Raw genomic sequence first — 23,206 nt, 5'->3', positions numbered from 1 at the left:
CGGCCTTCGGAAAGGCCCTGCGTGGCGAGCGCGCCTGCCAGACGCGCGAGGAAGTGCCAGGAACCAGTGGCTGTCGCCCGTGCCTTCTACGAGGCAACCACCGGCAATGGCGATCTGCTGGAACCGCCGCCGGCGCTGGTCAGCCCGGCCTTCGGAAAGGCCCTGCGTGGCGAGCGCGCCTGCCAGACGCGCGAGGAAGGCATCTGCACCATCGATTCGGACCCGTGGCTGGATGCGCAGGATGGCGACATCGAGAGTCCGGTGCGCTACATCTGGAAAGAGGTCTCGGCGACGTCCGGCCAGGTCGAGATGCGCTATTCGGTATGGAAGAAGGCCTACGTGACCCGGTTGCCGATGGTGCGCCAGGGGCAGGGCTGCTGGCAGGTGGATGACATCCTCACCAACAGCGGTCGCTCGGTACGGAAGATCCTGGCCCAGCCGCTGCCTTGACCGTCTGCGGCATCCACGCAGGGTGCGGTCCTGTTGCCGGCCAGCGGCCGGCACTACCCGGGTGGGTGCCGACCGTTGGCCGGCACACCGCTATCGCGAATGCCCGAACACCAGTTCGATCACGAACTGGCTGCCGAAGAAGGCCAGCAGCAGTAACAGCATTGCCGCCAGCGTCCAGTGCACCGCCTTCATGCCGCGCCAGCCGTAGCGGCGACGGCCGATCAGCAGCACGCCGAACACGATCCACGACAGCACGCTCAGCACGGTCTTGTGCACCAGCTTCTGCGCCAGCAGGTCGTCGACGAACAGCACACCGGTGACCAGGGTCAAGGTCAGCAGCGCGAAGCCGACGGTGATCACCCGGAACAGCAGCGATTCCAGATCGGCCAGCGGCGGCAGGGCGCGCAGCCACGGCCGGAACTCGCGGCGGCGCAGGGCGCGTTCCTGCAGCCACAGCATGATCGCCAGCAGCGCGGCGATGCTCAGCGTGGCGTAGGCCAGCAGCGCCAGCCAGGCGTGGCTGGCCAGGCGCCAGCCCAGCACCTTGCTCGGTTCGTGGCCGTAGCCGTGGTAGGCCAGCAGCAGTACCGCGGCCAGCGGGAACACCACCACGCCCAGTGCCGACATGCGCCCGCGCGCGCCGACCAGCGAGGTCAGCCAGGCCATGCCCAGGCCGACCAGCGACAGCGCGGCGAAGAAGTGCATGTCCGGCCCGCCGTTGGTGCGCATCGCCACCATCACGTGGTAGCCGCCGTGCAGCAGCATCGCCGGCAGGGCGGGCCACAGCCAGGCGGGGGAGCCGGTGCTTTCATCGCGGCCAAGCGCACGCACCAGCAGGGCGCTGGCGGCCAGGTAGAGCAGGGCGGCGATGAGAACGATTAACATCGTTGCAGTTTCGCATACCCCTGCGGTGGTGGCGACGGCCCTGTGGTCGCAGTCCGGGGAGGGGAGCGGACCCGTTATACTGTCTGCCTTATTGTCCCCCGCTTTCAGACAGGTTGCGCCGCATGTTCGAGTCACTGACCCAGCGCCTTTCCGGCACCATCGAGCGCCTGCGTGGCCGCGGCCGCCTGACCGAGGAGAACATCCGCGAGGCCACCCGTGAGGTCCGCATCGCGCTGCTCGAAGCCGACGTTGCGCTGCCGGTGGTGCAGGCCCTGATCGAGCGCATCAAGGTGCGGGCGGTCGGCCAGGAAGTGCTGAAGTCGCTGACCCCGGGCCAGGCCCTGATCAAGGTCGTGCGCGACGAGCTGACCGCGGTGATGGGCGCCGAAGCCAGCGACCTGAACCTCAATGTGCCCGCTCCGGCCATCATCCTGATGGCGGGCCTGCAGGGCGCCGGCAAGACCACCACGGTGGGCAAGCTGGCCAAGCACCTGAAGGAAAAGCGCAAGAAGAAGGTGATGGTGGTTTCGGCCGACGTCTACCGTCCGGCCGCGATCGAGCAGCTGAAGACCCTGGCCGAGCAGGTCGGCGTGCTGTTCTTCCCGTCCAGCGCCGACCAGAAGCCCGAAGCCATCGTCCGCGCCGCCATCGACGATGCACGCAAGTCGTTCGTCGACGTGCTGCTGGTCGATACCGCCGGCCGCCTGGCCATCGACGAAGCAATGATGGCCGAAATCAAGGCCCTGCATGCTGCGGTGAACCCGGCCGAAACCCTGTTCGTGGTCGACGCCATGACCGGCCAGGACGCGGCCAACACCGCCAAGGCCTTCGGCGACGCCCTGCCGCTGACCGGCGTGGTGCTGACCAAGACCGACGGTGACGCCCGTGGCGGTGCCGCGCTGAGCGTGCGCTACATCACCGGCAAGCCGATCAAGTTCGTCGGTGTCAGCGAAAAGCCGGAAGGCCTGGACGTGTTCCATCCGGACCGTATCGCCAGCCGCATCCTCGACATGGGCGACGTGCTGTCGCTGGTCGAGCAGGTCGAGCAGCAGGTCGACAAGGACAAGGCCGCCAAGCTGGCCGAGAAGGTCGCCAAGGGCAAGAAGTTCGACCTGAACGACATGCGTGACCAGCTGGAGCAGATGCAGAACATGGGCGGCATCGGCGGCCTGATGGACAAGCTGCCGGGCCTGGGCAACATCCCCGACCATCTGAAGCAGCAGGTCAGTCAGGGCAAGGAAGTGCCGCGCATGATTGCCATCATCAGCTCGATGACCAAGAAGGAACGGCGCAACCCGAACCTGCTCAACGGCTCGCGCCGCGCGCGCATCGCCAAGGGCTCGGGCGTGACCCCCGCCGACGTCAACAAGCTGATGAAGCAGTACATGCAGATGGAAAAGATGATGAGCAAGATGGCCGGCGGCGGCATGAAGGGCATGTTGCGCAGCATGAAGGGCATGATGGGTGCCATGGGCGGCCGCGGCATGCCGTTCCGTTGATGCGTTGAACACCGGCTTTTTTTGTAGAGTCGAGCCATGCTCGACTGCTTTTCTGCCGGTGCCCGGGTCGAGGTAGAGTTGAGCAAGCTCGACGCCACCCCCGTTCTGCGCGCACCATGGGGGCCTGTCCGAAACGATGGGCCGTCATGCAGAGTTCCGCTGTATCTGTATCTTCCCGCGTCGAGGCGTTCTGCCGGCGCTTTGGCGTATCCGTTCCGATCCTGCTGGCCCCGATGGCCGGCGCCTGCCCGGTGCCGTTGTCGGCTGCGCTGGCCAATGCCGGCAGCATGGGGGCGATGGGCGCAGTGCTGTCGTCATCGGCCGATATCGGCCACTGGATGGATGGCTTCCGCGCTGCCTCGACGGGCCCCGCACAGGTAAACCTGTGGGTGCCGGACCCGGCACCGACCCGTGATGTCGCCGCTGAAGCCGCCAGCCGCGCCTTCCTCGCGCAGTGGGGTCCGGACGTGCCGGCCAGCGCCGCCGATGCCACGCCCGCCGACTTCGAAGAACAGTTCGCCGCACTGCTGGCGGCGCGCCCGGCGGTGGCCTCGACCATCATGGGCGTGCTGCTGCCGCGCCACGTACAGCAGTTGAAGGATGCCGGCATTGCCTGGATCGCCTGTGCGACCACCTTGTCCGAAGCGCGTGCGGCACAGGACGCCGGTGCCGACGCGGTGGTCGCACAGGGCGTGGAGGCCGGGGGCCATCGCGGTGCGTTCGATCCGGCGATGGCCGAGCGTCAGTTGGTCGGCCTGTTTGCGTTGTTGCCGCGCCTGGCCGATCACCTGCAGATTCCGGTGATCGCCGCCGGCGGTATCGCCGATGGCCGTGGCATTGCTGCCGCACTCACCCTGGGGGCCAGTGCCGTGCAGATCGGCACTGCCTTCCTGCGCACGCCCGAAGCGGCGATCGCTTCAGCGTGGGCCGATGGATTGGCGGCCAGCGAACCCGAAGATACCTGGCCGACCCGCGCCTTCAGCGGCCGCCTGGGCCGTGGCCTGGCGACCCCCTATGTGCGCGCCGCCGCTGCGGAAGGCGCACCGGCGCCACGCCCGTACCCGGTGCAGCGCGGCCTGACCGCGCCGATGCGCAGGCAGGCCGTGCAGGAAAATCGTCTGGCGGCGATGCAGGCCTGGGCCGGGCAGTCGGCGTGGATGGCCCCGGCACAGCCGGCCGCCGACGTATTGCGCGGCATGTGGGAACAGGCGCAGGCGCTGCTGCGATGACCGTGACCTGCAACGGCCAACCGGTGCAGGTGGAGGATCTGCTGCCTGCGCTGGTCAACTATGGCCACTTCACCTCGCTGCAGGTGCGCGGTCACGCCGTGCAGGGACTGGACCTGCATCTGGCGCGGTTGTCGCAGGCCACGCGCGAACTGTTCGGCAGCGAACTGGACGCGGCGCAGGTGCGGGGCTGGATGGCGCAGGCGCTGCAGCACGCCGGCCTGGCCGATGCCTCGCTGCGGGTGACGGTGTACTCGCGCCGCTTCGATTTCCGCAATCCGCTGGCGGCCGTACCGGTGGACGTGCTGGTGGCGGTGTCCGCGCCGGTGGCGCTGACCGCACCGAAGCGGGTGCGCAGCGTGGTGTGGCAGCGCGAGCTGCCGCAGATCAAGCACGTCGGCACCTTCGGCCTGTTTGCCGAGCGCCGTGCGGCGATGGCGGAAGGGTTCGACGATGTGCTGTTCGTGACCGCTGATGGCGTGATGAGTGAAGGCAGCACCTGGAACCTGGCCGTGCACGATGGTGAGCGCCTGCTCTGGTCACAGGCGCCGGCCCTGCGCGGTACTGCCGAGACGCTGTTGAAGCAGCATTGGCCGGGGGCACAGCTGACGCGGCCGTTGGCACTGGCTGAACTGGATAGCGTGAAGGCCGCTTTTGCCTGCAACGCCAGCGGCCTATGGGCGCTGGACGCCATCGACGGGCATGTCCTGCCGGGTTCGCAGGCACTGGCTGAACAGGGCAGGGCAGTGCTGGCGGCGGTGGCTTGGGACAGATTGGGGTGAAAACCCCCACCGGGCATGGCCCGGCGCTGCCGTGAAGGCGGATTCACCCCGGGGTTGGCTCGGCCGGGCTCTGCCGCTATAATCGCCCGCTTACCTCGCCATCCTGGCGACTGGGCAATAGGAAAAACACCATGGTCAAGATCCGACTGACCCGCGGCGGCGCCAAGAAGCGTCCGTTCTACCACATCATCGTCACCGACGTGCGCAGCGCGCGCGACGGCCGCAACATCGAGCGCGTTGGCTTCTACAACCCGGTCGCCCAGGGCGCCGAGAAGCGCATCGAGCTGGACCTGGCCCGCGTTGACCATTGGGTCAAGAACGGCGCCCAGCCGACCGACAAGGTCCGCAACCTGATCAAGGAAGCGACCAAGTCCCAGGCCGCTGCGGCCTGATCCTGACGGGCCACGCTTCGGCGTGGCCCTCTTGGTTGAAGCAGATGAAAGATATCGAGCGCCGCATCCTGCTGGGCAGGGTTGTCGGCGCTTTTGGTGTGCGCGGCGAGATCAAGCTCGAGTCCTGGACCGAGCCACGTTCCGCCATTTTCCGTTACCAGCCGTGGATCGTGCGCAGCCCGTCCGGCGTGGAAACCACGATTGAAGGTGTACGCGGCCGCGACAGCGGCAAGCACCTGGTCGCCCGTTTCCCCGGCGTCGAGGACCGCGATACCGTTGAAGCGATGCACGGCACCGAGATCTACGTGGCCCGCAGTGCGTTGCCGCCGCCGAAGCCCGACGAGTATTACTGGGTGGACCTGGAAGGCCTGGACGTGAAGACCACCGAGGGCGTTGCCCTTGGCCAGGTCTCGCACCTGTTCAGCACCGGCGCCAACGACGTGGTGGTGGTCCGTGGTGACCGCGAGCGGATGATCCCGTTCGTGCAGCCGGACTTCGTCAAGTCGGTCGACTTCGAGGCCAACCTGGTCGTGGTCGACTGGGATCCCGAGTTCTGAGTGTGAGCATGCGTTTCGACGTCATCACCCTGTTCCCCGAGTTCCTCACCCAGTCCGCTGGACTGGGCGTGGTCGGGCGCGCGCAGGAGAAGGGCCTGTTCAGCCTGCATGGCTGGAATCCCCGTGATTACGCCGAAGGCAACTACCGCCGGGTGGACGACCGCCCGTTCGGTGGTGGCCCGGGCATGGTGATGCTGATCGAGCCGCTGCAGGCCTGCCTGCAGGCGATCCGTGATGCTGATCCGACCCCGGCGCGGGTGATCTACCTCAGCCCGCAGGGGGCGCCGTTGACCCAGGCCAAGGTGCGGGAACTGGCGGCACTGCCGCGCATGGTCCTGCTCTGTGGCCGCTACGAGGGCATCGACGAGCGTTTCCTGGAGGCCAATGTCGACGAGGAGATTTCCCTCGGCGACTACGTGCTGTCCGGTGGCGAGCTGGGCGCGGCGGTGATCATCGACGCCGTGGCCCGCCTGCAGGACGGTGCCCTGAACGACGCGGAATCGGCGGCGCAGGACAGCTTCGAGGGCGACCTCGGCCTGCTCGACTGCCCGCATTACAGCCAGCCGGCCCAGCACCCGCTGGGTGACGTGCCGGACGTGCTGCGCTCGGGCAACCACGCGGCCATCGCGGCCTGGCGCCGCCAGCAGTCGCTGGTCCGTACCGCCCAGCGGCGCCCGGACCTGCTGGATGAACAGGCGCTGGGCAAGTCCGACCGCAAGCTGCTGGAGCAGGGCCGTCAGGCCCAGAAACACAAGGCCAGCCCCTAGCGCAGGGCTGGCGTTATCGGCTATCATGGCCAATTCCCGTCGGCCCCGGCCGGCGCGCGCAGTACCCAAAACAAACGTGCAGCACAGTCCGGTGACTGCATGAGCCTACGTTGTCGATACGACACGCCCACCCGAACAAGAATCGGTGTAACCCATGAGCAAGCTGAACAAGTCCATCGTCGCGGAATTCGAATCCGCCCAGATCACCCGTGAACTGCCGAAGTTCAGCCAGGGCGACACCGTTGTCGTCAACGTGAAGGTGAAGGAAGGCAGCCGCGAGCGCGTGCAGGCCTACGAAGGCGTTGTCATCGCCACCAAGAACGCCGGCCTGAACTCCTCGTTCACCGTCCGCAAGATCTCGCACGGCTACGGCGTCGAGCGCGTTTTCCAGACCCACAGCGCCATCATCGACTCGGTCGAAGTGAAGCGTCGTGGTAAGGTCCGCGCCGGCAAGCTGTACTACCTGCGTGGCCTGGAAGGCAAGGCTGCCCGCATCAAGGAAGACCTGGCTGCCGCTGCTGCCGCCAAGGCTGCCCGTCTGGCCGAAAAGGCCTGATAAACAACTTCGGTTGTTGCCGCGACGGCCACCTTCGGGTGGCCGTTTGCGTTTCCGGTATCGCATCGGCCACGATCAGGTGATGAACGACATCAACCCGCGCTACCCCGCCGTGATCCAGTCGGCGCTGCGCTTCCTCGACGGAAAAGGGCTGGCGCGCGTGCAGTCGGCACCGCTGCTGCATCGTGTGCTGTGGCGCATGGGCATCGCACTGCCACCGCCGATCCTGGCCGGCTTCGGCACCAATGCGCTGGTGCAGGGCCTGCTGTTCGGGCTGTTCTGGACCGCGCTGATGTGGCTGATGCTGTGGCAGGGCAGTGAACGCCCGCTGGCCCTGCTGCTGGCGGCCGGCCTGGTGGCCGGGGTGCTGTTCGGCGTGGTGATGGCGGCCTTGATGCGCTCGCTGCGCCGCCACCGCAAGCTGCCGGACTGGCAGCAGTTCCGGGCGCGGCAAGCGGACTGAGCCGATGGCGCACTGCGCCGTGACCGTTGGGGACAGGCCGCGCTAGGCTGCGGTTTCATCCCGATGGACGTGCTGTGCGATGCCTGCCAAGCGAACCGCACCTTCCACCGCGCCCGCGCTGTTGTCCGGCGGCAACCCGCAGATCGCCAAGGGCGAGGGCGATGCGCCGGTGCAGGCCTATATCGCGGCGATGCCGGACTGGAAGCGGCCGATCGGAGCACAGCTGGACGCGCTGATCGAACAGGCTGTACCCGGTGTGCACAAGGCAGTGAAGTGGAATTCGCCGATGTATGCGGTTGCGCCGGGCGAAGGCTGGTTTCTCAGCTTCCACTGCTTCACCCGCTACATCAAGGTGGCGTTCTTCCGTGGCGCTGCGCTGAAGCCGGTGCCGCCCGAGCCGTCCAGGAGTGCCGATACGCGCTACCTGCACATCCAGCAGGAGGGTGCGTTGGATGAGGCGCAGTTCCTCGACTGGGTGCGCCAGGCCGCGGCATTGCCCGGCGAGCGCATGTAAGTGCATCGTTCCGATCTCCCTGCCGACGAGAACCGCTGATGGCCACGCATGCACCGAACCCTGCCGATGTCGGAACCCCGGCCGCTGAACTGATCGATGCACGCATCGCCGAGCTGGGCGACTGGCGTGGCGAGGCGCTGGCACGCGTGCGTGCCTTGATCCATGAGGCGCTGCCGGACGTGCAGGAAACCTGGAAGTGGCGCGGTACACCGGTGTGGGAGCACAACGGCATCCTGTGCACCGGCGAAACCTACAAACAGGCGGTGAAGCTGACCTTTGCCAACGGTGCGGCGTTGGCCGATCCGAAGGGCCTGTTCAACGCCAGCCTGGACGGCAACACGCGACGTGCGATCGACATCCATGAAGGCGCGATGCCGGATGCCGCCGCGTTCAAGGCGCTGATGCGCGCGGCGGCCACGTTCAACGCTGCCAAAAAGAAGAAACGGTAGAGCCGGCCGCTGGTCGGCTGTTGCGCGATGCCCCCGGATGGGTTTGAGGTTGCCGGCCAGCGGCCGGCACTACCGTGGTAATGACCGGCGACGAAGAAGAAGCGGTAGAGCCGGCCGCTGGCCGGCTGTTTTGCGATGCCCCCGGAGGGGTTTGAGGTTGCCGGCCAGCGGCCGGCACTACCGTGGTAATGACCGGCGGCGAAGAAGAAGCGGTAGAGCCGGCCGCTGGCCGGCTGTTGCGCGATGCTTCCGGAGGAGTTTGAAATTGCCGGCCAGCGGCCGGCAGTACCGCGCATTGAACGGCCCATGAGGTTGCCGGCCAGCGGCCGGCACTACCGCAGTGGCGCGGCATCCGGGTCTGCCACCGGCGACGGCGGGCAGGCCGGAATCTCCGACGGCGTGGCCAGTTCTTCGGCGTGCGAGGGCTTGCCCATCATCTTCGCCTTGCGCCAGCCGCCCCAGCGGTAATAGGCCAGCGACAGCAGCATCGACACCAGCGAGCTGACCGGGAAGCTCCACCAGATCGCATCGGCGCCCCAGTACGGCTGCAGCAGTTCGGCGAACGGCACGCGTACGCCCCACAGCGAACCGGCCAGGATCAGCAGCGGCGGAATCACTGCGCCGGTGGAGCGCACCACGCCGGAGATCACGAAGCTGACGCCGAAGAACAGGAACGAGCCGATCACCACGTGGTTGAGATGGCGGGCGATGTCCAGCGCCTGGCTGGCCGGTGGCAGGAACAGTGCCAGCAGCTGGCGATCGAACACCACCAGCGGCAGGATCAGCGCGCCGGTCAACAGGAAGTTGAACAGCACGCCCTGGCGCGCGGTGCCGCGCACGCGATCCCAGCGCTGCGCACCGACGTTCTGTGCCGCCATCGAAGAACACGCCGCACCGATCGCCATCGCCGGCATCTGCAGGTAGTTCCACAGCTGCAGGGCAGCGCCGTAACCGGCGCCGGTGTCGGTGCCGTACTGGTTGACCATGGTCATCAGCAGGATCACCGACAGCGAGATCAGCACCATCTGCAGGCCCATCGGCACGCCCTTGATGACCAGCGCCTTGAGGATGGTCAGGTCGAGCTTGAACAGGCGCATGTCGGCGCGGCCCAGCCACAGGGTGTGGCGCTTGTGCCGCATGTACAGCAGCAGGCCGGCCAGCGACAGCGTCTGCGCGACCAGCGTGGCCCAGGCCGAACCGGCAATGCCCAGCGCCGGGAACGGCCCCATGCCGAAGATCAGCACCGGGTTCAGCACGATGTCCAGTGCCACCGACACCATCAGGAAACGGAACGGCGTGCGTGAATCACCGGCACCGCGCAGCGCGGCGGTGAGGAAGGCGAACGCGTACAGCGTCGGCATCGCCAGGAAGATGATCTGCAGGTAGGCCTCGGCCAGCGGCAGCGAGGCGGCCGGCGTGCCCATCGCCGCCAGCAGCGGATGGGCCATGAACCAGCCGGCGATGGCGATGATCACCGACAGGCCGATGAAGAAGGTGGCGCTGGTACCGACCACGCGCCGTGCCTGCGCGATGTCGCGCGCACCGATCGCCTGGCCGATCAGGATGGTCGAGGCCATGCCGAAGCCGAACACCGAGCCGATCAGGAAGAACATGATGTTGTTGGCGTTCGCGGTGGCGGTCAATGCCGCCTCGCCGAGGAAGCGCCCCACCCAGACCGCATTCACCGAACCGTTCAGCGACTGCGCGATGTTGCCCGCCAGGATCGGCAGGGAGAACAGCAGAAGGTTGCGGCCAATCGGGCCGGAGGTCAGGTCAAGCGGCGCTTTGGCCATGGAGTGGTGATCGATTCCCGGGAGGCGCACACTAGCACCAAGCCGGTTTGCAGGATGTGGCAATGCATCAACGACTGCAGGTGAAATGGAGCCTGGCGCTGGCCTTGATCGGCACCGCACTGGCCGCATGTTCGACAGGTGACCGGCTGGGCGATACCCAGGTGCGGCCGACCGACCGTCCCGAGTGCCTGGTCGGCAGCCAGCGCCAGGATCTTTCCGCTGGTGTACCCGCCTTGATCGGGGGCAGCGGCTGCCGCACCGACCCCGACCATCCGCGTCCTCTGAACAAGCCACCGGAGTAGTTCGCACCGATGCCTGAGCTTTCCCCGTTGTCGCCCAGTGTCCGCCTGGACATCTGGTTGTGGGCGGCCCGTTTCTTCAAGACCCGCAGCCTGGCCAAGCAGGCCATCGAGACCGGCAAGGTCAGCGTGGCCGGGCAGCGCCCGAAGTCCTCGCGCGCGGTGCGCGTGGGTGAGCAGCTGCAGGTCGACCGCGGCGAGGAGCATTTCGAGATCCAGGTGCTGGGCCTGAGCGACCAGCGCGGGCCGGCGCCAACGGCACAGCAGCTGTACGCCGAGAGCGAGGCTTCGAAGGCGCGCCGTGCCGAACAGCGTGCACTGCGCATTGCCGCACGCGATGGTTTCCAGCCGCCGGAACACAAGCCGGACAAGCGCGCGCGGCGTTTGATCCGGGCCTTGGGTGACATCGACGCGCTCTAGCGAAATCCTGATTCCAACGGATTGTTCCTATCGCGGTGCGAAACAAAGCGCCGGTCACGGTGCGTTCGGATTGCGCTGGGCAGGCTGTTTTTTCACCTATCGGAGGCCTGCCCATGCGTCGTCTGCTGTTATGCCTGTCCCTGCTTGCTGCTGCGCCACTGCACGCTGCCGACATCACCTTCTGGGACGTTCCGCAACGCGGTGGCAACAGCATGAACATGTCGCCTCCGGACCGGAAATACTTCGAGGCGCTGCGTGCGACCGGTGCGACCTGGGTGCGGCTGGTGCCGGACAAGTGGAAGGGGCGGGGCGGTCGTGACTTCCTGATCGGCAACGCCGATGACTATCGCGGACTGGTTCCGGCCGACCTGGCCACGCTGCGGCGGGTGCTGGATGACGCCGATGCGGCCGGGCTGAAAGTGGTGCTGACGCCGCTGTCGCTGCCGTTGCTGCGCTGGAAGCAGCACAACGGCGATGTGGTCGACCAGCGCCTGTGGCAGTCCTTCGACAACCATGTGCCGGCCCGTCGCTTCTGGCATGACCTGGCCACGGCGCTGAAGGGTCATCCTGCCTTGGCCGCCTACAACCTCATCAATGAGCCGGTGCCCGAGTACGGTGCAGGCCTGGCCGAGCATGCGTCCACTGAGGCGATGCAGCGGTGGTATGCCGGTGTGCAGGACGGCCCACGCGATCTGCGCCGCTTCTACTCGGAGCTGATCGCCAGCATCCGCGAGGTCGACACCGCGATGCCGCTGATGCTGGATGCGGGCTGGTATGCCGCCGCCGACGGTTTCAACTACTGGCCGGCACCGCTGGCGGATTCGAAGCTGCTGTACAGCGTGCACATGTACGAGCCGTATGCAGCAACCAGTGCACCGAACCAGACGCGTGCCAAACCCTGGCGCTATCCGGCGCAGGTGCCGTTCGGTGCAGGCAGCGAGCAGTGGGATGCGGCGCGTGTACGCCGTTACCTGCAGCAGCCGATGACGTGGGCCGCCTCGCATGGCGTCGGTGCCAACCGCATGGTGGTGGCCGAATTCGGCTGCATGCGGCGGTGGCCGGACTGCAGCCGCTACCTGCAGGATGTGCTGCAGGTGCTGGAGCAGGACAAGGTGCACTGGGCCTTCTACGCCTTCCGCGAGGATGGCTGGGACGGCATGGACTACGAACTGGGCGACAAGCCGCTGCCGTGGTCGTACTGGCAGGCGCAGGAAAAGGGCGGCCATGTCGAGCCGCCGCGCTCGATGCAGGCGCCCTTGTTCGCACCGATCCTGCAGCGTTTGAAGGCGGGCAACCGATAAGCCGCCGGGCCTGGCCCGGCGCTACCCATGGCGATGCCGGTAGCGCCGGCCCATGTCCGGCCAGGCTTTCCCTCAGCGCTTGCCGCCGAGCAGATTGCCGCCCAGCTTGAGCAGATCGCCCACGCCCAGCTGGCCATCACCGTCCTGGTCCAGCAGGCTGCCGAGCAGGCCACCGGCAAGACCGCCCTGTTGCTGCACCTGCTGCTTCTCCTGGCCCAGGGCCTGGCTGAGTGAGCCGGCATCGGCCTGACCGCCGCCGAGACGCTGGGCGAGGAAGGCCATCACGATCGGGGCAAGAATCTGCAGCAGCTGGCTGGTGCGGCCGCTGTCGAGCTGGGTGGCCTGGGCCAGGCCGGTCTCCACCTTCTGCTGGCTGCCGCCGAAGATGTGGCCGAGGATGCCGGCACCGTCGCTGGCGGCACCACCGCCACCACCACCCAGTACCGAGCCGAGCACGCTGCCCAGGTCCAGGCCGCTGTGGTTGTTCTGCAAGGCGCCGAGCAGCGCCTGCGCGCCCTGCGGCTGCGAGGCGTTGTTGCCCAGCGCGCCCATCAGCACCGGCAGCGCGGCACTGATCGCGCCGGAAGCCTGGGTATCGCTGATGCCGAGCTGCTGCGACACCTGCTGCAGCGGGGCGCCCTGCAATTTGGCGAGAAGTTCGTCGGTCAGGCTCATCTGCGGAATCCTTGATTGGGGTTGGGCGTGCAGAAGGTACGACGCGGACCGTTAAAACGGCGACGCCGCCTCACGGGGAGGCGGCGTGCCGTACACGGGGCAGGGCGATCAGAGCTCGATGTCTTCGGCGCCCGGGGTGGCGGTGGGGAAGTCCGCTTCCGGCTGCGCCGGCTTGAACGGATCCGACGGCTGGCTGGCCAGCGCCTTCAGCGCCGCGGCAACACCGGCACCGTAGGCCGGGTCGGCCTTGCTGCAGTTGTCGATGTGGCGCTGCTTGATGAAGTCCGGCGCATCGCCCAGGGCACGGGCGGTGTTGGCGAACAGGCGGTCCTTCTGTGCCTGGTTGTAGCTGCGGAACAGCGCACCGGGCTGGCTGAAATAGTCGGCGTCGTCCTCGCGGAAATTCCAGAAGTCGGCGTCGCCCCGGATCTTCATCGGCGGCTCGCGGTACTGCGGCTGCTCCTGCCACTGGCCGTAGCTGTTCGGCTCGTAGTGCGGCAGGCCGCCGTAGTTGCCGTCCACGCGCATCGCACCATCGCGGTGGTTGCTGTGCACCGGGCAGCGCGCTGCGTTCACCGGAATCTGGTGGTGGTTCACGCCCAGGCGGTAGCGCTGCGCATCGGAATAGGCGAACAGGCGTGCCTGCAGCATCTTGTCCGGCGACGGGCCGATGCCCGGCACCAGGTTGCTCGGTGCGAACGCCGACTGCTCCACGTCCTGGTACCAGTTGACCGGGTTGCGGTTCAGTTCGAACTGGCCCACTTCGATCAGCGGGTAGTCGCTCTTCGGCCACACCTTGGTCAGGTCGAACGGATGCACGCGGTAGGTTTCCGCGTCCAGCTCCGGCATGACCTGGATGAACAGCTTCCACTTCGGGAACTCACCCTTCTCGATCGCGGCGAACAGGTCGCGGCCGTGGCTTTCGCGGTCATGGCCGACCAGGATCTGCGCCTGTGCGTCGGTCAGCGATTCGATGCCCTGCTGGCTGACGAAGTGGAACTTCACCCAGAAGCGTTCGCTGTCGGCGTTGGTGAAGCTGTAGGTGTGCGAGCCGAAACCGTGCATGTGGCGGAAGCTGCGCGGAATGCCGCGGTCGCTCATCACCACGGTCACCTGCAGCAGGGCTTCGGGCAGCAGCGTCCAGAAGTCCCAGTTGTTGCGCGCGCTGCGCAGGTTGGTGTGCGGGTCGCGCTTGACCGCCTTGTTGAGGTCGGCAAACTTGCGCGGGTCGCGCAGGAAGAACACCGGGGTGTTGTTGCCGACCAGGTCCCAGTTGCCTTCTTCGGTGTAGAACTTCAGCGCGAAGCCGCGGATGTCACGCTCGGCGTCGGCGGCGCCACGCTCGCCGGCCACCGTGGTGAAGCGGGCGAACATCTCGGTCTGCTTGCCGACCTTCTCGAACAGCTTGGCGCGGGTGTACTTGCTGATGTCGTGGGTGACGGTGAAGGTGCCGAACGCGCCCGAGCCCTTCGCGTGCATGCGGCGCTCGGGAATGATCTCGCGGTTGAGGTTGGCCAGCTTTTCCAGCAGCCAGACGTCTTCCATCAGCAGCGGGCCACGCGGGCCGGCGGTCTTGCTGTTCTGGTTGTCCACCACCGGCGCGCCGAAGGCCGTGGTCATCGGCGTGACCGGATCATCGCCATGCTTCTGCTTGGGCGTGGTGCTCAGTTCACGCTGCTGCTGGGCGCCTTCCGCAGGCGACGGCGCGGTGTGATACGGGCACTTGGGGCTGTTGTTATCGGACTGGCTCATGGCTGGCTCCTGCGGGTGAAGACGGGATGGAACATCTTCACTCGACTTTAGCTAGGGCCAGATGAAATGAATAATCGAATGATCCACTCAGGTTGATAGCTTCTGTCAATTGAAACGTGGAATAGGATTTGCGGGGCCTTTCGGGCGGCCGCCCGCGTCGTGGCGGGAGGCCGGGGCCGGGCGCGGCAGTCTTAGAGCAGCGCCTTCAACCGGTACAGGGCTTCCAGCGCCTGCTTCGGCGTCAGTTCGTCCGGGTCGATCGCCGCCAGCGCGTCCTGCGCCTTGCTCGACGGTGCCGCGAACAGGCCGAACTGCTGCGGTGCATCCAACGCCTGCGGCGCCAACTCGGCGGCATGGCTTTCACCACCGCGCTGTTCCAGCTCGGCCAGGCGACGCCGTGCCTGTGCCACGGTGGCGCGCGGCAGGCCGGCCAGTGCCGCCACCTGCAGGCCGAAGCTGCGGTTCGCCGGGCCATCCTTTACCGCGTGCATGAACACCAGCGCCTCACCGTGCTCGACGGCATCCAGGTGCACGTTGGCGATGCCGCTGCGGCCACCCTCGTGCTGCTCGTCGGCCAGCGCGGTCAGCTCGAAGTAGTGGGTGGCGAACAGCGTGTAGCAGCGGTTCTGGTAGGCCAGGTGACGGGCCACCGCGTCGGCCAGCGCCAGGCCATCGTAGGTGGACGTGCCACGGCCGATCTCGTCCATCAGCACCAGCGAATGGGCGGTGGCGTGATGCAGGATGTAGCTGGTTTCGGCCATCTCGACCATGAAGGTCGACTGCCCGCGGGCAAGGTCGTCGCCGGCGCCGATGCGGGTCAGGATGCGGTCGATCGGGCCGATCAGCGCACGGCTGGCCGGCACGAAGCTGCCGATGTGGGCCAGCAGTACGATCAGCGCGTTCTGCCGCATGTAGGTCGATTTACCGCCCATGTTCGGGCCGGTGATGACCAGCATGCGACGGTCCGGATGCAGATCCAGATCATTGGGTTCGAACGGCTGCTCGCGCACCGCCTCGACCACCGGGTGGCGGCCACGCTCGATCTTCAGGCACGGCTCGGCCTGCAGCTCCGGGCGCGCCCAGTCCAGCGCCTGCGCGCGTTCGGCGAAGGCCGCCAGCACATCCAGTTCGCTCAGCGCGGCGGCACACTGCTTCAGCGGTTCCAGCTGCCCGCCGAGGGTGTCCAGCAGCTGCTCGTACAGGTACTTCTCGCGCGACAGCGAGCGGTCACGCGCGGACAGCACCTTGTCCTCGAACGCCTTCAGTTCTTCGGTGATGTAGCGCTCGGCATTGGTCAGCGTCTGGCGCCGGGTGTAGTGCACCGGCGCGCGGTCGGACTGGCCCTTGCTGATTTCGATGTAGTAGCCATGCACGCGGTTGTAGCCCACCTTCAGGGTGGGAATGCCGCTGCTTTCGCGCTCGCGCTGTTCCAGGTCGACCAGGAACTGGTCGGCGTGGGTGGACAGGCGGCGCAGCTCGTCCAGCTCTTCATCGAAGCCATCGGCCAGCACGCCGCCATCGCTCAGCTTCAGCGGCGGCATTTCGGCGATGGCGCTGGCCAGCAGCTGCGCGCACTCGTCGTGTTCGCCCAGCGCCGCATGCAGCGTCTGCAGGCGCGGCGAATCCAGCGGCGCCAGCACCTCGCGCACGGCCGGCAGCAGGCCCAGGCCGTCGCGCAGGGTGGAGAAATCACGCGGCCGCGCCGAACGCAGCGCGACGCGGGTGAGGATGCGTTCCAGGTCGCCGAGGCGGCGGAACTGTTCGCGGATGTCGGCATCGCTGCCGCGATCGATCAGGGTTTCCACCGCATGGTGGCGCTGTACCAGTACCTCGCGCAGGCGCAGCGGGCGGTGCAGCCAGCGCCGCAGCAGGCGCCCGCCCATCGGCGTCACCGTGCTGTCGAGCACACCCAGCAGCGTATTGCGGGTGTCGCCATCAACACGCGTATCCAGTTCCAGATGGCGGCGGGTAGCGGCATTCATCGCGATCGCCTCGCCGGCGGTTTCCATCGCGATCGAGGTCAGGTGCGGCAGGCGCTGCTTCTGGGTTTCCTCGACATAGCCAAGCAGGGCACCGGCCGCAGCGGTGGCGCGCGGCTTGTCGTCGATGCCGAAGCCGCTCAGGTCATGCAGCTTGAAGAAATTCAGCAGCTGGCGGCGGCCGCTGTCGGCGTCGAACAGCCACGGCGCACGGCGGCGCACGCCGGTGCGCTGGCGCAGGAACTCCGGCCAGTTCTCCTCGTCGGGCACCAGCAGCTCGGCCGGCTCCAGCCGCGCCAGTTCGGCTTCCAGCGCGTCGTCGGTTTCCACCTCGTTGACCAGGAAGCGGCCGCCGGCCAGGTCGGCCCAGGCCAGGCCATAGCCCTGCTTGCTGCGCGACAGGGCCATCAGCAGGGTGTCGCGGCGTTCATCCAGCAGCGCCTCGTCGGTGACCGTGCCGGGGGTGACGATGCGCACCACCTTGCGCTCGACCAGGCCCTTGGCCAGCGCCGGGTCACCGATCTGCTCGCAGATCGCCACCGATTCGCCCAGCGCCACCAGCCGTGCCAGGTAGCCTTCATAGGCATGTACCGGCACGCCGGCCATCGGGATCGGTGCGCCGCCGGAGCTGCCGCGCTGGGTCAGGGTGATGTCGAGCAGGCGCGCCGCCTTGCGGGCGTCGTCATAGAACAGTTCGTAGAAGTCACCCATGCGGAAGAACAGCAGCAGGTCCGGGTAATCGGACTTGGCCGCGAAGAACTGCTTCATCAGCGGGGTGTGTTCCTTGGACGCCTTGGCGTTGCTGGTGTTGTCTTTCGTATCAGTCACTTGGGGCGTTTCGCGTCTTGGCAGGGCGTCGGGGCGTGGCCACGCGCAGGCATGGCCGGAGAGGCCATTAGTGTAGCGACCTGGGGCGGTCGATGATCCGCGGCACCCGCGCTGGGCCCGGGCGCTGTCCGTATGCCAACGCCTGCGCCCCTGCGCCGGCACTTTGGTTGATTTCCCCAGGGGCCCACGGTAGTGTCAGCCCCGGCGATTTCCGCCAAGCGGCCTCCATGGAAACCGGGGCGACTTATCCCCCGGGCGGGCGTTGATGGAAAGAACAAGCATGACTGCAGCCTGCATGGCCGCCGAACCTCGTTACACCTGGCGTACCGTCCTGCTGAGCATCCTGGTCGCCATCGTTCCGCTTGCCGGCTCCGCACCCTACACCTTGCTGAAGGCGGTGCTGCTGCTGGCCCTGCTGGTCACCGGTGTGGTTCTGATCCGCCGCCAGCCCGATGTCCGCCTGCGCTACCGCATCGCCCGGTTCATCGTGATCGTCTGCTTCCTGCGCCTGGCCTATGCCTTCTACAGCATCCTCTGGCACGGGCTGCGCTGGAACGAGCTGGATCTGCCGGCGCAGACACTGCTCTACCTGGGCACCGCTGCCGTGTTCGCCACTGCGCTGGACTGGCGCCTGATCTGGAAGATCTTCGCCGTGTCCACCCTGGTCTTCGGCGGGTCGTGCATCGTGCAGCACCACGTGATGGGCCTTGAACGCGCGCACGGTTTCAGTGGCGGCGAATGGACCGCCATCGAGTTCACAATGGTGACGCTGTGCATGGCGTTGTTCTCGGTCATCCGGTTGATCCAGCCCAATGTGCATCCGGCCGAACGCTGGCTGCACGGCGTGGCCATCGCCGTTGGCGTCTACGGTTCGATCCTGGCGCAGAGCCGCGGGCCGATCCTGGCGTTCATTCCCGCCATGCTGATGGTGATTGCGGTGCACGTCCGGCGCACCCGGCGCTGGCGGGGGGCACTGGCCTTCGTCGGTGCCCTGGTCATTGGCGTGGTCGGTGCCACCTCGGTGCTGAACCATGAGGTGATCCAGCGCTTCGGTGAGGTCAGTGGCGAGATCTCCGGTTTCAACCAGGAAAACGAGGTCGGCTCGGTCCGTGAGCGCATCGCCATGTGGGGCGTGGCGGTCGACGCCTTCGCCGAGCATCCCGTGGCGGGGGTGGGCCTGAACCAGTTCGGTACCTATGCACGTGAGGGCATCGCCCGCGGCGAGGTGTCCGAGTCGATCTTCCGCTACAACCACCCGCACAACGAGTACCTGGAAGCGGCGGTGACCGGTGGCGTGCCGTTGCTGCTGATCATGCTGCTGGTCTTCATCCTGCCCGGCATTCATTTCGTGCGGCGCCTCGGCCACGCCGACGACATCACCGCGATGATCGCCACCGCCGGACTTGCCGTGGTGATCGTCTATGCGCTGTCGGCGTTCACGGACAACGTGTTCTACCGGGCGATGCCCCATTCGTTCTATTTCTACCTGGTGCTGGGCTTCATGCTGGCGACCGCCTTGCCTGCGCGCGACCTGCGCCGGCCAGGGAGTCCCTCCTGATGGCGCATATCCACCTGCTGGCCGCCGACAACCAGCGTGGCCTGTCCCATGACATCCAGGTGATCGAGCGCTCGTTGCAGCAGCTCGGGCACACGGTGACGGTCAGCCGTCTGGACGCGGTGCGCAATGGGGGGGCCTGGAAGCTCCGCGGGATGCGCCTGCGCAGGCTGCTGGCCTCGTGGCTGAGCCTGGGGCGCACGCCGGCCCGGTTCGACATCAACATCTCGCTGGAGCATGTCCGGCCGGCAAGCTTCGGACTGGCCGAGGTCAATCTGTTGATTCCGAATCCGGAATGGGTGTCCGCACGCAGCCTGCGGATCCTGCCGCGGTTCGATGCGTTGTTGACCAAGACCGAAGACGCTACGCGCATCTTCAATGCGCTGGGCATGCGCGCGCTGGAAGTCGGTTTCTGCAGCCGTGACCGCTACGACCCGGCGGTGCCGCGCAGACCGCGCAGCTTCCTGCATGCAGCTGGTACCAGTCGCATGAAGGGCACGGCAACGCTGGTCGAGGTCTGGAAGCGCCATCCGGAGTGGCCCTTGCTGACCATCCTGCGCGGCGGCCCTTCGGACGAAGATGAGGGCGGGGCCGCGAACCTGCGGATCGTCCGCGAGCGCCTGCCCGACCAGGAGGTGCAGCGCCTGCAGAACGAACATGCGTTCCACCTGTGCCTGTCGCAGACCGAAGGCTGGGGCCATTACTTGGTGGAAGCGATGAGCTGCGGGGCGGTGGTGATCACCTGCGATGGCGCGCCGATGAACCAGATGATCGACGACAGCCGCGGCATCCTGGTTGCCGCGCACGAGGGCGCGCCCTGCCATCTGTCCAGGACCTGGCATGTGGATGAGAAGGCGCTGGAACAGGCCGTCGAGCGTGCGCTGGCGATGGACGAGGCCGAGTGGACCCGGCTGGGCGCCAATGCACGCGCATGGCACCTGGCCAGCGAAGTGGCGTTCCCACGCCGGCTGGGCGAGGCCCTGGCCAAGCTTTGAGCTGATGGGGGCTGGTTGCTGCAGAGTGCTCAGCCTGGCACCAGGGTGATCTGCGGATGGCTGCCGAAGATCTCCATGACGATCTCGAAGTAGGTCTGTCCCTGGCCAAGCGACAGTGCCATCAACTGAGCGTGGATGGCCGGACCGTTGAACCTGCCGCCCTGATCGAGTTTCGACTGCAGCCAGGCGCGCGTCGTCTCGCGGCCCAGTGCCTCGCGGCTGTGGGCGATGTCGCGCCACACCACCGTGGCGGTGGCATGACCGGCGAGCGCGCCGTAGCCCCCGTGCAGCAGGTCATCAAGCGCGTCCAGGCTTGCGCCCAGCTGCCAGTCTTCGTCGGCCATGAACACACGATTGATTTCCACGTAGAGGCTGGCGATGTCGTTGATGGACGCGCCTTCGATGTGCAGGATCCGTGTCATCTGCAGACTGTAGCCCTCCGGGGCGACGGTTGTGTCCGGCGCAGATAATCCGGGCCGCCTTGGATGGGGTGGCGTTATTATGGTGTTAATCCTGCGTGATTTTCATCGGGCGCTGGCGTGGCAGCGGTATTCGATAAGGATATGGCGCCATTATCGGCCGCTGCATTTTCTGACTGCCTGCACAGTTCCATATATTTGGATCGGTCCATATATAGAGTCCCGTAAAGTTTCCCTCCGCTGCGCCGCCATCGAACGTACGGCCACGATCAAGGGAATTGAGATGCTTGCCTTACGTAATCTCCGTGTGGGATCCCGGCTTGGCGCCGGCTTCGGTCTGCTGCTGCTGTTCATCATGGCCATCGTCGGCCTGGTGCTGTATGGGAATCAGCTGAAATCCGCCCAGTTCGAGAAAGTGGTGGACGTCAACATGGTGAAGATGCGCCTGTTGAATGACATGCTTGATACCAACAACGCGGTGCTGATGCATCGTCGCCTGATGGTGATCAAGCGGGGTGACGAGTTCGACAAGGATTACCAGCGTGCCCAGGAGTTGTCGCGGACCTATGACGGTATCTGGGCCAAGTACATCAAGATTCCGCGTGACGCTACCGGCGATACCCTGGTCGCGCGCATCGAGGCGGCCCGCAAGGCCACCGATGCATCAACCCAGCAATTGCATGAGCGCATGAAGGCGGGGGATTTCGATGGTGCAGCGAAGGAGCTGCTGGCCGAGCACGGATTGGCAACGGCCTGGAATGAATCCATTTCGGCCCTGCTGCGCCACCAGGAAGCACTGACCGAACGCAGCCGCGAAGAGTACCGCGCAACCGAATCGTGGACCGGCACGCTGTCGATCGCGTTCGGGGCACTGAGCCTGTTGCTGGGGACGTTGGCGGCCTGGGCGATCACCCGCAGCCTGACCCGCCCGCTGGAAGGAGCGGTGAAGCTGGCCGACGGCATCGCCAGTGGCCGCCTGGACAGCAGCATCGACGCCACCGGCAACGATGAGGTGACCCAGCTGCTGAAGTCGATGCAGCGCATGCAGGCACAGCTGCAGTCGGTGATGGCGGCACAGGGGGAGCTGGCCCGCCAGCACGATGCCGGCAGCCTCAGCTACCGCATGGACGAGAGCGCGTTCCCCGGTGACTACGGGCGCATGGTGCATGAGACCAATGCGCTGGTTGGATCGCACGTGCAGGTACAGAACCGGCTGATCGAGGTGATGAAACACTACGCACGCGGCGATCTGTCGGTGGACATGGACCCGCTGCCCGGCGAGAAGGCGGCGATCACCCAGGCGATGGACGAAACCAAGTCCAGCCTGTCGGCGATCAACAGCGAGATCCGCCGGTTGGCGACAGCGGCTGCGGCAGGCGACTTCAGCCTGCGCGGCGACGAAGATCGCTTCGCCTATGATTTCCGCGACATGGTGGCCGGGCTCAATCGCCTGATGCAGACCACCGACGAGAACCTGGTGCAGGTCTCGACCCTGCTGCAGGCCATCTCGCGCGGCGACCTGACCGTGCGCATGCAGGGTGATTTCCATGGCGTGTTCGCGCGCATGCGTGATGACTGCAATGCCACCGTCGACCAGCTCAAGCAGATCGTCGGCCGCATCCAGTCCAGCGCCTCCAGCATCAATCTGGCCGCAGGTGAAATCGCTTCGGGCAACACCGACCTGTCGCGGCGTACCGAACAGCAGGCGGCAAACCTGGAAGAAACGGCAGCATCGATGGAGGAACTGACCTCCACCGTGAAGCAGAATGCCGAGCATGCACGGCAGGCCAACCAATTGGCCATCGGCGCGCATGGTGTTGCTTCCCAGGGCGGTGAAGTGGTGGGCCAGGTGGTCACCACGATGTCGGCCATCGAGGCATCGTCGAAGAAGATCGCCGAGATCATCAGCGTCATCGACGGCATCGCCTTCCAGACCAATATCCTCGCGCTGAACGCGGCGGTCGAAGCTGCGCGTGCCGGCGAGCAGGGCAGGGGCTTTGCAGTGGTGGCCAGCGAAGTGCGTACGCTGGCGCAGCGCTCGGCGGGTGCGGCCAAGGAGATCAAGGGGCTGATCGAGGATTCGGTCGGCAAGGTCGCCGACGGCTCGGCGCTGGTCCGCCAGGCGGGCACCACGATGGGCGAGATCGTGGCCTCGGTGCAGCGCGTGACCGACATCATGGCCGATATCTCTGCTGCCTCCCAGGAGCAGAGCTCGGGCATCGAACAGGTCAACCAGGCGGTGGTGCAGATGGATGAGACCACGCAGCAGAATGCGGCGCTGGTCGAAGAAGCCAGTGCTGGAGCGCGCTCGATGGAGGAGCAGGCCAACCTGCTGGCCGAGGCGGTTTCGGTATTCCGCACGGGGGCGGTGACCGCCGCCGCCGCGGTGCGCCCGGCGCTGGCTGCCGTGGCGGCATCGGTTGCGCCGGTACGCCGGCCCGCGGTGCTGTCGCCGCGGATCGAGCCGACGCTGGCCGCCAATGCGGGTGGTTGGGAAGAGTTCTAGAAGAGGGCAAGGCCGGCAGGGAGACGGCGCCCATCGCGACGGTTGGTCGCGATGGGCGCGGATTTTCTTCCTGAACGTGCGATGGCCGATGAAGTGGCGGACACGCGCATTTCACTTCCGGTTGCCAACCGCGGGAGGACACTG

At 66.7% G+C, this 23,206-nt stretch carries 23 protein-coding genes; 17 read left to right on the top strand and 6 right to left on the bottom strand.

The window, feature by feature from the left end; translation table 11 throughout:
- Positions 1 to 21 precede the first annotated feature (21 nt).
- A complete protein-coding gene (locus R1L06_RS10675; RefSeq protein ID WP_317217680.1) occupies positions 22 to 450 on the top strand; it encodes a YqhG/Tai3 family protein in 429 nt (142 codons plus the stop codon).
- A gap of 90 nt (positions 451 to 540) precedes the next feature.
- Here the strand turns inward: R1L06_RS10675 and R1L06_RS10670 are convergent, their stop codons facing one another.
- Positions 541 to 1,335: a cytochrome C assembly family protein gene (locus R1L06_RS10670; protein ID WP_032127560.1), complete on the bottom strand. Its 795-nt coding sequence runs from the start codon at positions 1,333 to 1,335 to the stop codon at positions 541 to 543.
- 122 nt (positions 1,336 to 1,457) lie between these two features.
- Here R1L06_RS10670 and ffh point away from each other — a divergent pair, with 122 nt between their 5' ends.
- The 10 genes from ffh to R1L06_RS10620 all read left to right on the top strand — a co-directional run bounded on the left by ffh (position 1,458) and on the right by R1L06_RS10620 (position 8,540).
- Complete coding sequence (ffh, locus tag R1L06_RS10665; protein WP_005408591.1) at positions 1,458 to 2,834, top strand: signal recognition particle protein; 1,377 nt, start codon at positions 1,458 to 1,460, stop codon at positions 2,832 to 2,834.
- Positions 2,835 to 2,980: 146 nt separating this feature from the next.
- Positions 2,981 to 4,063, top strand: a complete 1,083-nt coding sequence (locus tag R1L06_RS10660) for an NAD(P)H-dependent flavin oxidoreductase (protein WP_317217677.1) — start codon at positions 2,981 to 2,983, stop codon at positions 4,061 to 4,063.
- Complete coding sequence (locus tag R1L06_RS10655; protein ID WP_317217676.1) at positions 4,060 to 4,842, top strand: aminotransferase class IV family protein; 783 nt, start codon at positions 4,060 to 4,062, stop codon at positions 4,840 to 4,842. Before R1L06_RS10660 ends, R1L06_RS10655 begins: the two co-directional genes overlap by 4 nt.
- Before the next feature lie 131 nt (positions 4,843 to 4,973).
- Entirely contained in the window at positions 4,974 to 5,234 is a 261-nt protein-coding gene (gene rpsP / locus R1L06_RS10650; RefSeq protein WP_005415733.1) for a 30S ribosomal protein S16, read from the top strand.
- A gap of 44 nt (positions 5,235 to 5,278) precedes the next feature.
- Positions 5,279 to 5,791 carry a ribosome maturation factor RimM gene (rimM, locus tag R1L06_RS10645; RefSeq protein WP_010483256.1) on the top strand — a complete coding sequence of 171 codons (513 nt, stop codon included), beginning with the start codon at positions 5,279 to 5,281 and terminating at the stop codon, positions 5,789 to 5,791.
- An 8-nt stretch (positions 5,792 to 5,799) separates the two neighbouring features.
- Positions 5,800 to 6,558, top strand: a complete 759-nt coding sequence (trmD, locus tag R1L06_RS10640) for a tRNA (guanosine(37)-N1)-methyltransferase TrmD (RefSeq protein ID WP_317217675.1) — start codon at positions 5,800 to 5,802, stop codon at positions 6,556 to 6,558.
- Positions 6,559 to 6,712: 154 nt separating this feature from the next.
- Positions 6,713 to 7,114 carry a 50S ribosomal protein L19 gene (rplS, locus tag R1L06_RS10635; RefSeq protein WP_005408597.1) on the top strand — a complete coding sequence of 134 codons (402 nt, stop codon included), beginning with the start codon at positions 6,713 to 6,715 and terminating at the stop codon, positions 7,112 to 7,114.
- Between the two features lie 82 nt (positions 7,115 to 7,196).
- Positions 7,197 to 7,577 (top strand): DUF6404 family protein, encoded by a 381-nt coding sequence (locus tag R1L06_RS10630; protein ID WP_317217674.1) that lies wholly within the window; start codon positions 7,197 to 7,199, stop codon positions 7,575 to 7,577.
- A 79-nt stretch (positions 7,578 to 7,656) separates the two neighbouring features.
- A complete protein-coding gene (locus R1L06_RS10625) occupies positions 7,657 to 8,091 on the top strand; it encodes a DUF1801 domain-containing protein (RefSeq protein ID WP_125894519.1) in 435 nt (144 codons plus the stop codon).
- 38 nt (positions 8,092 to 8,129) lie between these two features.
- On the top strand, positions 8,130 to 8,540 hold the full coding sequence (locus R1L06_RS10620; RefSeq protein ID WP_317217673.1) for a DUF1801 domain-containing protein: 411 nt from the start codon (positions 8,130 to 8,132) through the stop codon (positions 8,538 to 8,540).
- Between the two features lie 332 nt (positions 8,541 to 8,872).
- On the opposite strand, the gene R1L06_RS10615 is transcribed toward R1L06_RS10620, so the two are convergent.
- Positions 8,873 to 10,333, bottom strand: coding sequence for an MATE family efflux transporter (locus R1L06_RS10615; RefSeq protein WP_049399635.1), 1,461 nt, complete (start codon positions 10,331 to 10,333; stop codon positions 8,873 to 8,875).
- A 62-nt stretch (positions 10,334 to 10,395) separates the two neighbouring features.
- Between R1L06_RS10615 and R1L06_RS10610 the strand changes: the two genes are divergently transcribed.
- The 3 genes from R1L06_RS10610 (at position 10,396) to R1L06_RS10600 (ending at position 12,353) form a co-directional block, all read left to right on the top strand.
- The gene (locus R1L06_RS10610) at positions 10,396 to 10,635 is read left to right on the top strand and encodes a hypothetical protein (RefSeq protein ID WP_149908600.1); all 240 of its coding nucleotides are present in this window, start codon (positions 10,396 to 10,398) and stop codon (positions 10,633 to 10,635) included.
- A gap of 9 nt (positions 10,636 to 10,644) precedes the next feature.
- On the top strand, positions 10,645 to 11,052 hold the full coding sequence (locus R1L06_RS10605) for an RNA-binding S4 domain-containing protein (RefSeq protein WP_004149153.1): 408 nt from the start codon (positions 10,645 to 10,647) through the stop codon (positions 11,050 to 11,052).
- A 113-nt stretch (positions 11,053 to 11,165) separates the two neighbouring features.
- On the top strand, positions 11,166 to 12,353 hold the full coding sequence (locus R1L06_RS10600) for a glycoside hydrolase family 5 protein (protein WP_317217672.1): 1,188 nt from the start codon (positions 11,166 to 11,168) through the stop codon (positions 12,351 to 12,353).
- A 72-nt stretch (positions 12,354 to 12,425) separates the two neighbouring features.
- Here R1L06_RS10600 and R1L06_RS10595 read toward each other — a convergent pair whose 3' ends face one another.
- The 3 genes from R1L06_RS10595 to mutS form a co-directional block, all read right to left on the bottom strand.
- A complete protein-coding gene (locus R1L06_RS10595; RefSeq protein WP_049424483.1) occupies positions 12,426 to 13,028 on the bottom strand; it encodes a DUF937 domain-containing protein in 603 nt (200 codons plus the stop codon).
- A 108-nt stretch (positions 13,029 to 13,136) separates the two neighbouring features.
- A complete protein-coding gene (locus tag R1L06_RS10590; RefSeq protein ID WP_498371069.1) occupies positions 13,137 to 14,780 on the bottom strand; it encodes a catalase in 1,644 nt (547 codons plus the stop codon).
- A gap of 191 nt (positions 14,781 to 14,971) precedes the next feature.
- Positions 14,972 to 17,527 carry a DNA mismatch repair protein MutS gene (mutS, locus tag R1L06_RS10585; protein WP_049399630.1) on the bottom strand — a complete coding sequence of 852 codons (2,556 nt, stop codon included), beginning with the start codon at positions 17,525 to 17,527 and terminating at the stop codon, positions 14,972 to 14,974.
- A 340-nt stretch (positions 17,528 to 17,867) separates the two neighbouring features.
- On the opposite strand from mutS, the gene R1L06_RS10580 reads away from it, so the two are divergent.
- Both R1L06_RS10580 and R1L06_RS10575 read left to right on the top strand, forming a co-directional pair.
- Positions 17,868 to 19,145: an O-antigen ligase family protein gene (locus R1L06_RS10580; protein ID WP_032127545.1), complete on the top strand. Its 1,278-nt coding sequence runs from the start codon at positions 17,868 to 17,870 to the stop codon at positions 19,143 to 19,145.
- A complete protein-coding gene (locus R1L06_RS10575) occupies positions 19,145 to 20,137 on the top strand; it encodes a glycosyltransferase (RefSeq protein ID WP_049424491.1) in 993 nt (330 codons plus the stop codon). Before R1L06_RS10580 ends, R1L06_RS10575 begins: the two co-directional genes overlap by 1 nt.
- A gap of 29 nt (positions 20,138 to 20,166) precedes the next feature.
- Here R1L06_RS10575 and R1L06_RS10570 read toward each other — a convergent pair whose 3' ends face one another.
- Positions 20,167 to 20,559, bottom strand: a complete 393-nt coding sequence (locus R1L06_RS10570) for a barstar family protein (RefSeq protein WP_049424493.1) — start codon at positions 20,557 to 20,559, stop codon at positions 20,167 to 20,169.
- Between the two features lie 280 nt (positions 20,560 to 20,839).
- Between R1L06_RS10570 and R1L06_RS10565 the strand changes: the two genes are divergently transcribed.
- A complete protein-coding gene (locus R1L06_RS10565) occupies positions 20,840 to 23,062 on the top strand; it encodes a methyl-accepting chemotaxis protein (RefSeq protein ID WP_317217671.1) in 2,223 nt (740 codons plus the stop codon).
- The last annotated feature ends 144 nt before the right edge of the window (positions 23,063 to 23,206 follow it).

This window comes from Stenotrophomonas mexicanensis (assembly GCF_032911605.1).
In the GTDB taxonomy this organism is placed as follows: Bacteria; Pseudomonadota; Gammaproteobacteria; order Xanthomonadales; family Xanthomonadaceae; genus Stenotrophomonas; species Stenotrophomonas maltophilia_A.
Note: the sequence above shows the minus strand (reverse complement) of the source record. Positions and strands in the feature narration are given on the sequence as shown.